13 protein-coding genes, 1 pseudogene and 3 riboswitches are annotated in these 13,909 nt (G+C 36.2%); of the genes and pseudogenes, 12 read left to right on the forward strand and 2 right to left on the reverse strand.

What is annotated here, in order from left to right; genetic code table 11:
- The first annotated feature begins 75 nt into the window (after positions 1-75).
- The 7 genes from J2S74_RS18510 (at position 76) to J2S74_RS18540 (ending at position 4,553) form a co-directional block, all read left to right on the forward strand.
- A complete protein-coding gene (locus tag J2S74_RS18510; RefSeq protein WP_307328412.1) occupies positions 76-1,119 on the forward strand; it encodes a DUF916 domain-containing protein in 1,044 nt (347 codons plus the stop codon).
- Positions 1,120-1,211: 92 nt separating this feature from the next.
- Positions 1,212-1,805, forward strand: a complete 594-nt coding sequence (locus J2S74_RS18515; protein ID WP_307328414.1) for a WxL domain-containing protein — start codon at positions 1,212-1,214, stop codon at positions 1,803-1,805.
- Between the two features lie 104 nt (positions 1,806-1,909).
- Positions 1,910-2,218 (forward strand): hypothetical protein, encoded by a 309-nt coding sequence (locus J2S74_RS18520; RefSeq protein ID WP_307328416.1) that lies wholly within the window; start codon positions 1,910-1,912, stop codon positions 2,216-2,218.
- The gene (locus J2S74_RS18525; protein WP_307328418.1) at positions 2,218-2,466 is read left to right on the forward strand and encodes a hypothetical protein; all 249 of its coding nucleotides are present in this window, start codon (positions 2,218-2,220) and stop codon (positions 2,464-2,466) included. Before J2S74_RS18520 ends, J2S74_RS18525 begins: the two co-directional genes overlap by 1 nt.
- Positions 2,467-2,682: 216 nt before the next feature.
- Complete coding sequence (locus J2S74_RS18530) at positions 2,683-3,474, forward strand: HAD family hydrolase (RefSeq protein WP_370876035.1); 792 nt, start codon at positions 2,683-2,685, stop codon at positions 3,472-3,474.
- Positions 3,475-3,706: 232 nt separating this feature from the next.
- Positions 3,707-4,420: a response regulator transcription factor gene (locus tag J2S74_RS18535; protein ID WP_307328422.1), complete on the forward strand. Its 714-nt coding sequence runs from the start codon at positions 3,707-3,709 to the stop codon at positions 4,418-4,420.
- A 7-nt stretch (positions 4,421-4,427) separates the two neighbouring features.
- Positions 4,428-4,553, forward strand: coding sequence for a hypothetical protein (locus J2S74_RS18540; RefSeq protein WP_307328425.1), 126 nt, complete (start codon positions 4,428-4,430; stop codon positions 4,551-4,553).
- A gap of 314 nt (positions 4,554-4,867) precedes the next feature.
- Here J2S74_RS18540 and J2S74_RS18545 read toward each other — a convergent pair whose 3' ends face one another.
- Positions 4,868-5,488 carry a magnesium transporter gene (locus tag J2S74_RS18545; RefSeq protein ID WP_307328428.1) on the reverse strand — a complete coding sequence of 207 codons (621 nt, stop codon included), beginning with the start codon at positions 5,486-5,488 and terminating at the stop codon, positions 4,868-4,870.
- Between the two features lie 223 nt (positions 5,489-5,711).
- Positions 5,712-5,879: riboswitch (M-box (ykoK) riboswitch) on the reverse strand.
- 87 nt (positions 5,880-5,966) lie between these two features.
- On the opposite strand from J2S74_RS18545, the pseudogene J2S74_RS18550 reads away from it, so the two are divergent.
- From J2S74_RS18550 to mgtE (J2S74_RS18565), 4 genes and pseudogenes are all read left to right on the forward strand, one after another.
- Positions 5,967-6,875: pseudogene (locus tag J2S74_RS18550) on the forward strand (cation diffusion facilitator family transporter); the annotation flags it as partial.
- A 163-nt stretch (positions 6,876-7,038) separates the two neighbouring features.
- Positions 7,039-7,206: riboswitch (M-box (ykoK) riboswitch) on the forward strand.
- Between the two features lie 299 nt (positions 7,207-7,505).
- Positions 7,506-8,876, forward strand: coding sequence for a magnesium transporter (gene mgtE, locus J2S74_RS18555; protein WP_307328431.1), 1,371 nt, complete (start codon positions 7,506-7,508; stop codon positions 8,874-8,876).
- 2 nt (positions 8,877-8,878) lie between these two features.
- Positions 8,879-9,041, forward strand: a riboswitch (M-box (ykoK) riboswitch).
- 113 nt (positions 9,042-9,154) lie between these two features.
- Positions 9,155-9,868 carry an MgtC/SapB family protein gene (locus J2S74_RS18560; protein ID WP_307328435.1) on the forward strand — a complete coding sequence of 238 codons (714 nt, stop codon included), beginning with the start codon at positions 9,155-9,157 and terminating at the stop codon, positions 9,866-9,868.
- An 18-nt stretch (positions 9,869-9,886) separates the two neighbouring features.
- Positions 9,887-11,254, forward strand: a complete 1,368-nt coding sequence (mgtE, locus tag J2S74_RS18565) for a magnesium transporter (RefSeq protein WP_307328437.1) — start codon at positions 9,887-9,889, stop codon at positions 11,252-11,254.
- Between the two features lie 151 nt (positions 11,255-11,405).
- On the opposite strand, the gene J2S74_RS18570 is transcribed toward mgtE (J2S74_RS18565), so the two are convergent.
- Positions 11,406-12,254 (reverse strand): MurR/RpiR family transcriptional regulator, encoded by an 849-nt coding sequence (locus J2S74_RS18570; protein WP_307328439.1) that lies wholly within the window; start codon positions 12,252-12,254, stop codon positions 11,406-11,408.
- A 275-nt stretch (positions 12,255-12,529) separates the two neighbouring features.
- On the opposite strand from J2S74_RS18570, the gene J2S74_RS18575 reads away from it, so the two are divergent.
- Positions 12,530-13,831 (forward strand): hypothetical protein, encoded by a 1,302-nt coding sequence (locus tag J2S74_RS18575; RefSeq protein ID WP_307328442.1) that lies wholly within the window; start codon positions 12,530-12,532, stop codon positions 13,829-13,831.
- Positions 13,832-13,909 lie beyond the last annotated feature (78 nt).

Genomic DNA, 13,909 nt, shown 5'->3' on the forward strand with positions numbered 1-13,909 from the left:
ATGGTTGTTTTTTTACGTAAATAAAATGAACTTCATTTGGGATAGACTAACAGGTGGAAGGAGTGATTATTAATAATGCTTCATCGCTTTTTGATCTTTTTCTCATGTTTTCTTACCGTTTTTATGTTTATAAATAGTTCATTTTTAGTGAAAACCAGCGCACAAGAAATGGATGCCCCTTTTTCTGTTGAAGCCATCTTACCTGATATGCAAATGGAAGGTGTAAGCGGCTACTATCATTTACAAGTGAACCCTGGAGATGATCAAACGGTATTTGCTCGTATTCAGAACAAAAGGAATCATGATATTACTGTTCATGTACTTCCCTTAAACTCTTATACGGCTCCTACTGGAGGAATTTTGTATGAAGAGAGTACAGAATCGGAAAATACCAAACTCCTAGAGAACGCTACGCTTATGTCGGAATTACTGGTTGTAGAGCCCTTTATTGAACTGAGTGGAAATGAAACGGTTGAGGTTCCAATACATATTTCTGTTCCTGATACGGATGAAGGAACATTCTTAGGCGGTCTTCTATTTGCTGCTGTTGGAGAAGATACATTGGAAGAGATGGAGGATCAGGGCGAAGAAGAGGGAGATATCGGTTTCATTATCAGAAATGAAATCACCTTTACTCTTGCTGTACAACTTGATTTGCCAAATACCCCAACACAAAATTTTGCAATGGGCGATGTAGGAATGAACATTCACCCATCGGGACCTGAAATGTACATGGAGTTTATTAACGGTGCTCAAATGATTTTACGGGGTACACACGGTTACTACAGAGTTGAAAATGAAAGTGGAGAAGAACTATTTGCAGGCGACTTTGAAGCCTTTACGATGGTGCCTTATTCAGAGATTCGATTTCCTGTTCCTTGGGAGCATGATGCATTAGAGCCTGGTCAGTATCATGTATTTATATCAGCGAATGTTCTGAATGAGGAGGTAACAGCAGAACGGACTTTGGAAATAGAAGGGGAACAAGTAAGAGAATATGAAGAAATAAGAAAAGATGCTACTGAACAGACTCCTACAGGGATTCCCGTGTGGGTATGGGTCATAGGTGGAGTAGTAGTAGCTGTTTTCTTTTACTGGTTAGGTGCAAGACGAAAGTGAGTTACCCAGATTACCTTATATTACCTATAAAAAATGCTTATTTTGGTAACTTATTTCCTTTATAATGGTAGCATTGAGGGGAGGTGTTACCAATGTTTGCATTATATAGAAAATCAACCAGAAAATACTTTGTTCTATTATTAGGAATCCTATTCACCATTATTTTTATAAATATGTCATCTGTTAAATCGTCAGAGACATCCATCCATTTTTCTGTGTCAAGTGGTACTTTGCATGTTCAGGCGTCAAAGGAAAATGTATCGTTGAAAATAAATGAGGAAGGGGATGTAGCCTATGGGGATGTTGGCAAATTAACAATTGTTGATGCTACAGGCTCAGGGGAAGGTTGGAAATTAACCCTTAAGTCGACTCCGATAAAAAAATTAGAGAAAAACAATAGAAACAAAGACGATGGTATTAAGGGTACTTTATTTTTACTGGCTCAAAAAGCGAATATCCAAGAGGGAGAAGGATCATCAAGCCCTCCGAAATGGGTTGGTAATCAAACCTATCCAATTAATGGAAATTTTCCAGTTAAAGTTCTATCTGCTAATCAAGGAGAGGGAATGGGTACATATTATATTGATTTTGGAATCGATTCATTAAAGTTTCAACTCCCGGAAAATATTAACACTAATACATATTATGAAACTACTTTGATCTGGAATGTTGTAAGTGGACCATAACATATTTGAACTCCCCTTTATGTATGAAGGGGAGTTTTTCATGATAAAAAGGAACGCCTGCGCACGCGGAATCAAATGAAGAGGAAGAATTGCCACCTGGACTTATGGAGGAAAGAGATAATCCAGAACACGCAGATGAAACAGGTACTCCTGACCATGCTCAAGGAGAAAATAATCCGCCTGGGCAAGAGGAGGTAATAGAAGATCCAGTTGAAGATCAACATCCATATTTTTTTATGGGGCCACTTGTTATTGGAAAATTTAATGCTATTGTTCTTAGTGGTGAAGTGCAGAAAACCCATGCCCAAATTGATACCTTTCCCATACAAAATGACCACATAAAAGATGGATGGCATATCACAATCAAAGCAGCACCAATGAAAATGGACACACTCTTCCACAAGGTTCGTTAATGATTAGTAAGCCAAGCCTAATTATGCAAAGTGTTGACTCCTCTCCTATTAGTGAAATAACCATTCGAGGAGGAGCCATTGACACTGATCAAGGTATCAAAATAATAAGTAGCCCTAGAGGTGGAGGAATGGGATCTTACCTTGTCCACTTTAGTTCTAATGCATTATCGTTAACTTTAGAACCACAATCAGAACTAAAGGGTACATATGTTACTACTATTGAAGTCAATCTCTCCATTGGTCCTTAATAGGTACTATATAGTGCCTCACAATGCTTTAAAATTAATAAATCTATTGAAATCTTTACAATAGAGTTGTAGCATACTTTCCAATGTAATTTAAATAATTCTATGCTTCATGAAAATCATACACCGTCTTTAAATTTACTTAACATCCAAATGATACGATATCCTTAACAAAATTTGGAGGGGGGGGAGTAGCGTGGTGGGTGTTGGGCAGTTTTTATTGATATGGATGGTACATTACTTACGAATACGAATGAGATTTCGCAAAGGAATAAGGAAGCAATTCATATGATAATTAATCAAGGGGTAAAAGTTTTTCTTGCAACTGGTAGGCAATACGATATAACGGTTCCGTACTACGAACAATTAAAGCTGAAGACACCAATGATTTGTTTAAATGGTGCAGCCTTATATGACGGATATACTGGGAAATTAATTCAAAAAAAACCGGTAAAGATCAATCACGATCTGTTTCATCGTAAAACTGCTGAAGAGGCATGTAACGTCATTATTCATACAGAGGCAGGTATGTATTGTAAAGAAAGATCAGAGGAGGTAATCCAATGGACTCTAGAAGGTCGAGTGCCTCCTCAATATATAGGCGACTTACGACAGGCTAGCTATGGGGATGTATTAAAGTATAGTGTCAATACTGGAAAAGTTAGCCTCTCCTTGGCGATGCCATTTACAAAAGATGCAGATGTTATCCACTGGGACAACGGATTTGAACTAATTGCTCGTGGTGTATCTAAATGGTCAGCGATACATACTTTAATATGTGCATATGGAATCAGAAGGGAAGAGGTTGTTACAATAGGTGACGGTCCCAATGATATTTCGATGCTTCGTCATGCTGGTTTGGGTGTTGCCATGGGGAATGCAACTAAAAATGTTAAAGCTAATGCAGATATGATCATTGGTCACCATGATGAAGACTCACTTGCTGTTTTCATTGAAGATTACCTCATCAATTCGTATTCAATGAATTTAGGAAAAACAGATATGAGATAGCATTTCTTAAAAACTACTAACTTCGAAGATAAACAGGGGAAAGTCCAATGAGCCTTTTGATAGATGAATAGCTTATCATATAAAATGCGGTCATTCTTCATCAAATGATTAGTAATTTACATAATATTTACAAAACGTTAACAGAAAGTATGTATACATGGAATGCCTACTTTTCATATGATTAATTTAAATGTTCACTGTAGATTTTTTGGTTTTGGGGGAGGGATATAAATTGTCACAACAAATTCTTATAGTAGATGATGAATCGTCTATTGTTACTTTACTTCAGTATAATCTTGAAAAGAGTGGATTTCAGGTAACGACTGCCATGGACGGGAAAACAGCCTTTGAAAAAGCAATAAATGGGGATTTTGATTTAATTGTACTGGATATTATGTTGCCAGAAATGGATGGATTAGAGGTTTGTAAACAACTAAGGCAGAACAAAATATTGACTCCGATTCTAATGCTGACAGCAAAAGAAGAGGAGTTTGATAAAATAATAGGGTTAGAGTTAGGGGCAGATGATTATTTAACCAAACCGTTTAGTCCAAGAGAGGTTATTGCAAGAATTAGGGCCATTTTAAGAAGAACACATGACCAAAAGGAAACAGTAGAAAATATAAATAAAAACCAAATTACCATTGGTGACTTAGTAATCTATCCAGAAAATCATGAAATATATCTAAAAGGAAAAACTATCGAACTAACACAGAAAGAATATGAACTATTATTATATTTAGGGAAACATCAAGAAAAAGTTCTAACAAGAGACCAGTTGTTAAATGCTATCTGGAATTTTGATTTTGTTGGAGATACTAGAATTGTAGATGTCCATATAAGTCATTTACGGGAAAAAATCGAAGCCAATACGAAGAAACCAGAGTACATAAAAACGATACGTGGGTTTGGATATAAGCTAGGAGCACCAGTTACACATGAGTAGCTATCGAATGAAATTAATCATTTCATTAGCACTCATCGTTTTCTTTGTTCTTACTAGTTTAGGAGTTATTTTAGGTCCTTATTCAAGTAAAGAACATTACCGAACCAAAGCCGATTCTTGGAGTAGAAGGTAGGATTATTTTGTTAATGAAAAAAAGTAGAGAAGGAAAAAAGATAATTCTTCGCTACTGTTTAGGTTGAGAATTTTCATACAGTAGTTATAACAAACGAAGTTTATTTTACTATTTGCTGCTTTTTGATTAGTCTGTGAACTCAAATCAAAAAGTCTCTGCTTTAGAAAAATTAATTAAGTAATAGATTCGCTCGTCGCTCGCCTGATAGGAGAAACCCGCTCCTATCAGGCTTCTAAAAGAATGCGACGGCTTTGCTCATTGCTTCGATTCTTTTCAAAAAGCTCATAATCAACCTTTTTGAAAAGAATTTTTAATTACATCATGTGTGCTAATAATACAGAAGCTAATCCGAAATAGATGAATAGACCAGTTACATCTTTGATCGTAGTAATGAATGGGTCTGATCCAGCTGCTTGGTCAAAACCTAGTTTTACAAGAATGTAAGGGATTAAGAATCCTAAAGTTGTTGCGATTGTAACAGTAAAGAAAAGAGAAAGACCAACAACTAGCCCTAATGCAAATATCCCTTGCCATAGGTAAGCAATAATACACGCAGCAGTTCCTAGGGCAGCACCCATAGTTAAACCAACTAATACTTCTTTTCCTAAGTGTTTTTTCCATTTATCAAATGTGATTTGACCTAATACGTAAGCTCTTGTAAAGATGGAAGAAGATTGTGTTCCTGCGTTTCCACCCATGTCCATAATTACTGGAATAAAAATAGCTAAAATAACAATTGCTTCTAATGCTTCTTCAAAAGCTCCTACGACGGCACCTGCAAGCATACCACCGATGAGAGTAATAATTAGGAATGGTAAACGAACTTTCCAAATTTGTAAAACAGTACCGTTTACTAGTACATCACTTTTTTGCGCTTCTTTATCTTTGTACTCCGTTAATTCTTTTACATTTAAATCTTTTTCTAATCTTGCCATAATGATATCCTCCTCTGCGACATGAAATGGAAGTTATGTCACTTTTGTTTTTGATTTGTCTAAAATAATAATTTAATACGAATGATTCGGGTTCAGGACTACTATCCAAGTCATACCACCTCCTAGAAATCAATTTTTGTTATTAAAAAAACACCTTCACGAATGAAGGTGTTTGTGCGCAGCAAAACAAAGTATGTATGTACACAATTGTACAATACACAACTATTTCCTCCATTCGTAGAGCTTTAGCACTGTATGGCATAGGACTCATTTGTCCAGCTACATTAAGAATCACCTTAATTCGATAATTCCTGTTGACCCATTGGCGTCTTTGGACATTTTTGGGCAGCAGCATATCTCCATACAGGAGCCTCACCTAACGAGGTATTCATTTTTTTTCACAAGTTCGATACTAAAGCAAAGAAAAAAATGTGTCAACAATAATTTTTAAAAAAGTTAAAAGCTTTTTGGTCGAAATCGCTTTCAACAAGCAGAGTTTGCTACATGGGTCGGGATCATCGTTAACGGAGTTTTAGCAATAATGAAAGGAATAATTGGATGGATAGCTGGAAGTAGAGCGTTGATCGCTGATGCAGCCCATTCCGCTTCTGATGTGCCAGGATCAATTGCCGTTTTAGCAGGATTACGAACAGCACAAAAGCCTCCAGATAAAGAACATCCCTATGGTCACGGGAAAGCGGAAAATATTGCAACGATTGTGGTAGCGATTTTACTCATTGGCGTAGGTGTAGAAATTGCATTTTCATCTTTCAAGATTCTTTTTGGTGAAATCCCAATGGCTCCCAAAGGGGTAGCTTTAGTGGCTATCGTGATTTCTATTTTGGGAAAAGAACTGTTATTTCAATATAAAAATAGACTAGCGAAAAAAATCAATAGTTCGGCTTTGCAAGCGGAGGCTTGGCATCATCGTTCAGATGCACTATCATCTTTCGCTGCTTTGATTGGTGTACTTGGTGCCATTTTAGGTCAACACCTAAATTACCCCATATTACTTTATTTTGATCCATTAGCAGGGGTGGTAGTTTCGTTAGTAGTTATTAAAATAGGCTTTTCCCTTGGCAAGGAAGCTAGTTTAATCATGTTGGAACAAGTTCTTGATGCTGAAAAGACGAAACTATTTATTAGGACGGTTACAACGATTGATTCAGTAAAAAGAGTTGACGAGTTGTTAGCTAGGACACACGGTCATTATATCGTCGTTGATATAAAAGTAAGTGTTGATCCCACCATTAGTGTGGAGGAAGGTCATCTGATTGCAAAAGAAGTAAAAAGGTCATTACTTACAAATCATTCGGATATTAAACGAGTGTTCGTCTATATTAACCCGTATCGTATAGAGGAAGATAGGAGTAATGTTATTGATTGATTGTTTTTTATGTTGGAAGTTATAACTTCAATTAATTTAGATAAATGAACTATTTTCACTAATTTTGTAACCTTTTTTTCAAAAAACAATATATTGTAATTGAAAAAGTTGTTGACATACAAATTTTATTGATGTTAAAGTAGGCATTGTGAAATTAATTAAATAGTAACCTCGTTAGGTGAGGCTCCTGTGCTGGAGATACGCTGCTGCCCAAAAATGTCCAAAGACGCCAATGGGTCAACAGAAACCATCGACATAAGGTGGTTTTTAACGTAGCTGGAATTTTATCCTATGCCACACAGTGCTAAAGCTCTACGAATGGAGGATCAAGTTAAATTGTATCTGTATGCCTAATTTGGTGTATTTGAGATGCAGTAAAAAATTTGTATGGTAACCCATCTTCATTCGTATGAAGGTGGGTTTTTATGTTTGATATTTGGAGGGGGTAATGTAATGGATAGTGATTCATATTTTCGAAGTATTAATTTCATAACTAAAGTGTTTTTCGTGAAAAAAATAAAATATTTACTATTAGCCGAGTCCATTACTACCTTCAAGTGTAGGGTTCAGTGGGGTGGGACTCCATAAGTAGGTATTCACCATGTTAACAAGTCAAAGGAGGCAATTTGGATGAACAGATTAAATGAAGAGGCGCGTGAAAAGTACTTCGAAACGATCTTCAAGTCACTGAAAAATCAAGATAAAAACACGTTTCTTGAGTATTTTTTAGAGCTCCACCCGACGGATCAGGTGGAACTATTCCAAGATCTATACAAAGACAAAAGACCGATGTTTTATGAATATTTATCTGCAGAGCAATTTGCTGAGATATTCCAAGGGTTAGAGGTAGAGGAACAAAAAGAAGTTGTAAAAGAGTTAGATAAATCCTATGCGGCTAGTATGTTTAATTATATGCAGGCGGATGACATTGCCGATTTCTTAGTGGAGATTAATGAACCACATGCAAAAGATATCTTAAATGCCATGGATAAAGAAGAAGCAGATGAAGTAATTGAACTGATGTCTTACCCGGAAGAGTCCGCTGGGGCATTAATGACAAAAGAATTCATTTCCATAAAAGCGACTGACACTGCTTCGGAAGTAATGGACCAACTAAGAAAAGAAGGACCTGAAGCAGAAACGGTATATTATCTATATGTTGTTGATGCAAAAGATAAGTTAGTCGGTGTTGTTTCTTTACGCGATTTAATTGTAGCCCCATTATCAGAAACAGTGGAAAATTTAATGAGTACACAAGTAGTTTCTGTTGAAGCCCATACAGACCAAGAAGAGGTTGCCCAGTTAATAAAAGATTATGATCTATTAGCAGCACCGGTCGTAACAACTACAAATGAACTTATTGGTATTGTAACAGTTGATGACGTGATGGATGTATTAGAAGAAGAAGCGACAGAGGACTTCGATGATTTTACAGCAGCCAAAGGGGCAACGGATGTTAATATTACAGCCTTTTCTGCAGCAAAAAAGCGGTCTCCATGGATTATTATGTTGATGTTCTTTGGTTTAATTACAGCGGGTGTGATCGGTCAATTTGAAGAAACACTTGAAGAGATAGTAATATTAGCTGTGTTTATTCCACTGATTATGGACTCAGCTGGTAACACGGGTACACAGTCCCTTGCAGTAATGGTACGTTCACTTGCAACTGGTTCTTTTGAGAGAAAAGGTTTACTCCATACGATTAAAAGGGAATTTGGCACTGGTCTTATGCTTGGATTAATTTGTGCGGTTGTTTTAATGATTGTTATTCCTTTCTTATATGAAGGAGGAATGGTATTAGCAGCTATTGTTGGGGTTTCCTTATTTTTAACCCTTAGCATTGCAACCATTATTGGTGCAGTTGTACCAGTAATCATTGATAAATTAAAACTAGACCCAGCAATCGCATCAGGACCATTTATTACAACGGTGAATGATATTTTAGGGTTATTGATTTACTTCTCTATCGCTACTGCATTATTAGATTATTTACCAAGATAAACTAGGATCTTCGTTAGGTGAGGCTCCTGTGTGAAGATATGCTGCTGCCCAGAAATGTGGAGACACGCCAATGGGTCAACAATAACTATCGATGAAGGTAGTTTTTAATGTAGCTGGGGTAGCCCTATGTCACACAGTGCTAAAGCTCAACGATGGAAGATGTTTATAACAGTTTAGACACCTTCTCTTCGTTGAAGGTGTCTTTTTTTGAGAAATTAACTTTACTTTCTAATCTTTAGGGAAACTTAAATATAACGGTCTTGAAAGGAGGGTTTACGATGGTATTTGATTTAGAAATTATTATTAAATTATCGATAGCATTATTCTTTGGTATGTTAATTGGTATCGACCGGCAATTAAAGCATAAACCTTTAGGGCTAAAGACTAGTATGGTTATTTGTGTCGCAAGCTGCTTAGTTACGATCGTTTCCATTCAATCGTTTCACCAATTTGCATCACCCACTTACAATGCCATTGATCCCATGCGTTTAGCAGCACAAATAGTCAGTGGTGTCGGCTTTCTTGGTGCCGGTGTCATCCTTCGTAGAAACAATGATGTCATATCTGGTTTAACGAGTGCTGCGATGATATGGGCTGCATCGGGATTAGGAATTGCCGTTGGTGCCGGATTTTATTTTGAATCGACCATTGCCGTTATTTTACTTATTATCGCGGTAAACTTTTTACCAATGATTATTAAATCCGTAGGGCCAGCAACGTTAAGGGAAAGAGAAGTTTCTGTAAAAATTGTCATGGAGCCAAATTATAAGATGACGGAACTTATTAAAACCATTGAGAAAAAAGGGCAAGGCTTAAATGAAAATGAAAAAAGTGACATAACGATTCGTGATATTAAATTAAAAGATTTAGAGAACGGAAATCAACAAATTGATCTAAGACTCTCAGCACCGGAAAAACAGTACACCACCGAAATTTATTATTTAATTAAGAAAATTGATTACGTTTTAACGGTGGATGTGGAACACTTATAAAGGGAAGGAGGAAACAGAATGAAAAAAACATTAAATATTAAAAACAGGGAAGAATTTACTTACTACCTCTTTTTATATTTGAAAAAAAACGAGAAAGAAAACTTTCGGACGGAGTTCATGGAGCTTCATCCTACCGATCAAATTGATATTTTTAAACAAATGAGTAAGGAAAAAAGAAAGCGTGTGTATGACTATTTAGAGCCCATTGAATTTGCAGAAATTTTCCAAGGTCTATCATTAACAGAGCAAAAAACAGTGTTTGCTGAGCTAGAAGATGAGTTTGCGTTAAATATGTTAAACGAGCTTGCAGCCGATGATATTACGGACTTTTTTGGACAAATTCCAGACAGTGTTGCTTCTTATCTATTAAGTAGAATGGATAAAAAGGAAGCAAACAACATTAAATTATTATTGTCTTATAAAGAAGATACAGCAGGATCTATTATGACCACAGAGTTTATTACGTTGTCTGCAAAAGATAATGTTACCGCCGTCATGGAGAAATTACGGGAAGAAGGAATGGACGCGGAAACGATTTATTATTTATATGTTACCAATGAAGAAGATAAACTCATTGGGATCGTATCCCTTCGTGAATTGATCATTTCACCAAGTGATGAATTGGTGGAAAATATCATGAAGGAGCAGGTTATCTCTGTTTCTGCCTTTGCCGATCAAGAGGAAGTATCCACCATTATTAAAGACTATGATTTATTAGCTGTTCCAGTAGTAACCAGTGAGGAAAAAATCATTGGGATTGTAACGGTTGATGACATTATCGATGTTATGGAAGAAGAAACAACAGAAGAAATTGGCCAATTTGCAGCCGTAAAAGGTGCCCTAGACCTTAATGTGAATGCATTTACTGCCACAAAAAAACGGTTGCCATGGTTGATTCTATTATTATTTATTGGAATGTTAACAGCGGGATTAATTGGAGGCTTTGAAGGAACGTTAGCAGAAGTAGCTATTTTAGCGATTTTTATCCCATTAATTGCCGATATGGCAGGGAATACAGGGACACAATCCTTAGCGATCGTTGTTCGGGGCTTAGCATTGGAGAAGTTGGATCGAAAAAGCATTATTAAATTGTTGAAACGGGAAACCTTAACGGGCTTCATGATGGGGATCGTATGCGGAATCATTGTTACATTCATAACGCTCATTCTCCCAAATACAAGTTTGACCCTAGGGTTTATCGTTGGCATTTCCTTATTTATAACCATACTTGTTTCCACTTTAACAGGGACTGTCATTCCGTTAATCATTGATAGGTTTAAAATTGACCCAGCAGTAGCATCGGGTCCGTTCATAACAACGATAAACGATATTGTAGGATTATTTGTATATTTCTCCATCGCCACTTCGTTAATAAATTATTTATAAGTAGGACAGAAGGGACATTATTCTAAAGGGTGTTTTATAACTTAATTGTTTATGAAACATCCTTTTTTTCACTAAGTGATTAGTTTCCACTGAGATCTAAGAATGAAAAGACAATTCAACCCAGCATCAAAGCGAGATTGAATCGTCTTTTTTAATATAATTTCCTAGAAATCTCTTCTGCAACTCTTTCTTTGTTTTTCTTCGCTTGGTCGTAAATTTTGATGGAAATGCCTGTACAAATAAGATCGATGACGAACAATTGAGAGACCTTCGAGATGAGAGAGCCGCTATCTAACGGGTTTTCCTTGGCTGATGTTAATAGTAAATGGTCCGAGAATTTCGTTAACGGTGACTTGACGTAGTTTGTAATGGCTACGACTTTGGCGTTATTTTTTTTGGCTACTGATACGGCGTCGACAATATCCTTCGTTGATCCAGTTAAACTTATGGCAATGATTAACGTATTGCTAGATACGGAACAGGAGCGTGTGACCTGCATATGGGAGTCTGTTATCACTTCAATATGCTTTCCAATCCGCATTAAGCGATTTTGCATATCCAATCCAGCAATACCAGAGGAAGAAATGGCGTAGACGATAACATTATCCGTCTCAATAATGAGATCGATCACTTTTTGCAACTCCTCATGATCCACAATTTCATACGTATTATGTATCGTTTCAACCATACTATTTTTTACCCGGTCAACAAAGGTTTCATCACTTTCAGAATTGTTAAAAGAGGCTAGCTCTTGAGCGAGAGCAAATTTAAAGTCCTGATAGCCTTTAAAGCCTAATTTCCTGCAAAATCTCAAAACAGTTGATTCACCAATATCACAGGCTAAAGAGATTTCTGTTAAGGACTGATAAATCACTTCTTTAAAATTTTTCAGTACGTATTCATAGACCTTAAGTTCTGATTTCGTAAAACCTGTTTTATTTTGTTCCATTAATAAAGTCAGTTTCGGTAAGCTTCCTCCAGGGGATTCTTCGTACTTCATGCCTTTCACCTCCCTAATGTTTTTATAACGTTAATAATATGTTACAGCAACTTCTTCTGTTTATGAAGTAACAAACTACTTTATTTTGAAATTATAAATTTTTTTGGAGTGGAACTTCAAAATTAAAATTAATATTGATAGCTGTCGTTCTGTTTTGTTACAATATAGTTGTTTAAAAAGCACACATTAGTGATTACAATTAAAGTAATCACTAATGTGTGTTTTATTTTGATTAGATAAATAAAGTAGAAATAGATGAGAAAGTAGGAATTGAAGTGTATAAAATCGGAGTGGTTGGTCCTCGTTTGTCAGTAAAGCGAATTTTGGAAGTAGCTTATGAGATTGATCAAGAAATGGAATTAATACCTTACTCTTATACAGAAGTAAAAGAGGTAGAGAACATTATAAGAGAACATGAAAACCACGTTGACTTTTGGCTATTTTCAGGTTACATCCCGTATATGGCCGCTTCAAAAACGTTATCTTTTGTTGAAAATTCGGTTTATATATTCTCCACAGAATCCAGTATTTATAAAAGTTTCATGGAACTGGTTTACTCTAAAGGGGCATTACTAAACCGATTAAGCATTGACATGATCCCTGCTACAAATGTAACCGAGGGAGAAAGCTTAGAACAGTTAAACAAAATAGTGAAAGATTTATACGTAAAAACCCTCGATGCAGACACTGACACAAGAGAATTGTTTAACTTCCACTATGATTTATGGAAGCAACATAAGACGGATGGTGCTTTGACATGTTACCCAACCGTCAATGAAGCATTAAATAAAGCTGGTGTCCCAGCATATTCCATGTCACCTACACGTATTGAAATTTTTCAAACGATAAAGATATTCTTTGAGAAGATAAAGACTTCCTACTATAAAGATACGCAGATTGGTGTCGAAAAAATCGAGGTGAAAGATTTTGACTCGATTAAAGAGAAAATGGAGAAAACATATCAAGTTCAGTATTTAGAGCTTAGGATGAAGGAAGCACTTATCCAGCTTTGTGAAAAATTAGATGGCTCTCTCTTCGAGGAAGGAAATGGACGATATACAATTTTTAGCTCTCGAGGAGCAATTGAAAGAGAGATACAGACATTAAAGGAAACAGCCTATTCCTTGTCACTTGAAGCAAATACTACTGTTTCCGTAGGAATTGGTTTCGGAATAACTGTATTATCAGCTGAAATAAACGCTCATCGTGCTCTTCAACAGTCGAAGAAAAAAGCAGAACAAGGGATGGTTATTGTTCAGGATGATGGCACGATGATTGAGTCAGTAAGACAAGCGGAAGAACTAAAGTATGCCTATCGTACAAATGATATAGATTTTTTGGAGAAATTAAAAAGAGGAAGAATCCCTGTAAAAACATTTAAAAAAATAGAAGCCTTAATCCAAAAAATGGGGTGGAGTAATTTTACGACAAAGGATTTAACGGCACATCTGCAAATGGGTGAACGAAACGCTCAGCGGATAGTCGCTGCATTGTGCGAAGTTGGTATTGCAGAGTGTATTGGCGAAGAGTCCCACCACTACCGAGGAAGGCCAATTAAAATTTATCGTCTAAAATAAGCATTCCAATTAAGAGTGCTTATTTTAGTTTTTACAAAAAAAATGTTGAAGGGTGAAGAAATATAGCGTAAAATGTCC

The sequence above is a fragment of the Evansella vedderi genome (genome assembly GCF_030813435.1).
GTDB classification, from domain to species: domain Bacteria; phylum Bacillota; class Bacilli; order Bacillales; family Salisediminibacteriaceae; genus Evansella; species Evansella vedderi.

Excerpts from the sequence above, each read along its gene's own strand:
- J2S74_RS18510 (WP_307328412.1), top strand. The coding sequence starts at position 76 with ATGCTTCATCGCTTTTTGATCTTTTTCTCATGTTTTCTTACCGTTTTT.
- J2S74_RS18515 (WP_307328414.1), top strand. The coding sequence starts at position 1,212 with ATGTTTGCATTATATAGAAAATCAACCAGAAAATACTTTGTTCTATTA.
- J2S74_RS18520 (WP_307328416.1), top strand. The coding sequence starts at position 1,910 with ATGGAGGAAAGAGATAATCCAGAACACGCAGATGAAACAGGTACTCCT.
- J2S74_RS18525 (WP_307328418.1), top strand. The coding sequence starts at position 2,218 with ATGATTAGTAAGCCAAGCCTAATTATGCAAAGTGTTGACTCCTCTCCT.
- J2S74_RS18540 (WP_307328425.1), top strand. The coding sequence starts at position 4,428 with ATGAAATTAATCATTTCATTAGCACTCATCGTTTTCTTTGTTCTTACT.
- J2S74_RS18545 (WP_307328428.1), bottom strand. The coding sequence starts at position 5,488 with ATGGCAAGATTAGAAAAAGATTTAAATGTAAAAGAATTAACGGAGTAC.
- mgtE (WP_307328431.1), top strand. The coding sequence starts at position 7,506 with ATGAACAGATTAAATGAAGAGGCGCGTGAAAAGTACTTCGAAACGATC.
- J2S74_RS18560 (WP_307328435.1), top strand. The coding sequence starts at position 9,155 with ATGGTATTTGATTTAGAAATTATTATTAAATTATCGATAGCATTATTC.
- mgtE (WP_307328437.1), top strand. The coding sequence starts at position 9,887 with ATGAAAAAAACATTAAATATTAAAAACAGGGAAGAATTTACTTACTAC.
- J2S74_RS18570 (WP_307328439.1), bottom strand. The coding sequence starts at position 12,254 with ATGAAGTACGAAGAATCCCCTGGAGGAAGCTTACCGAAACTGACTTTA.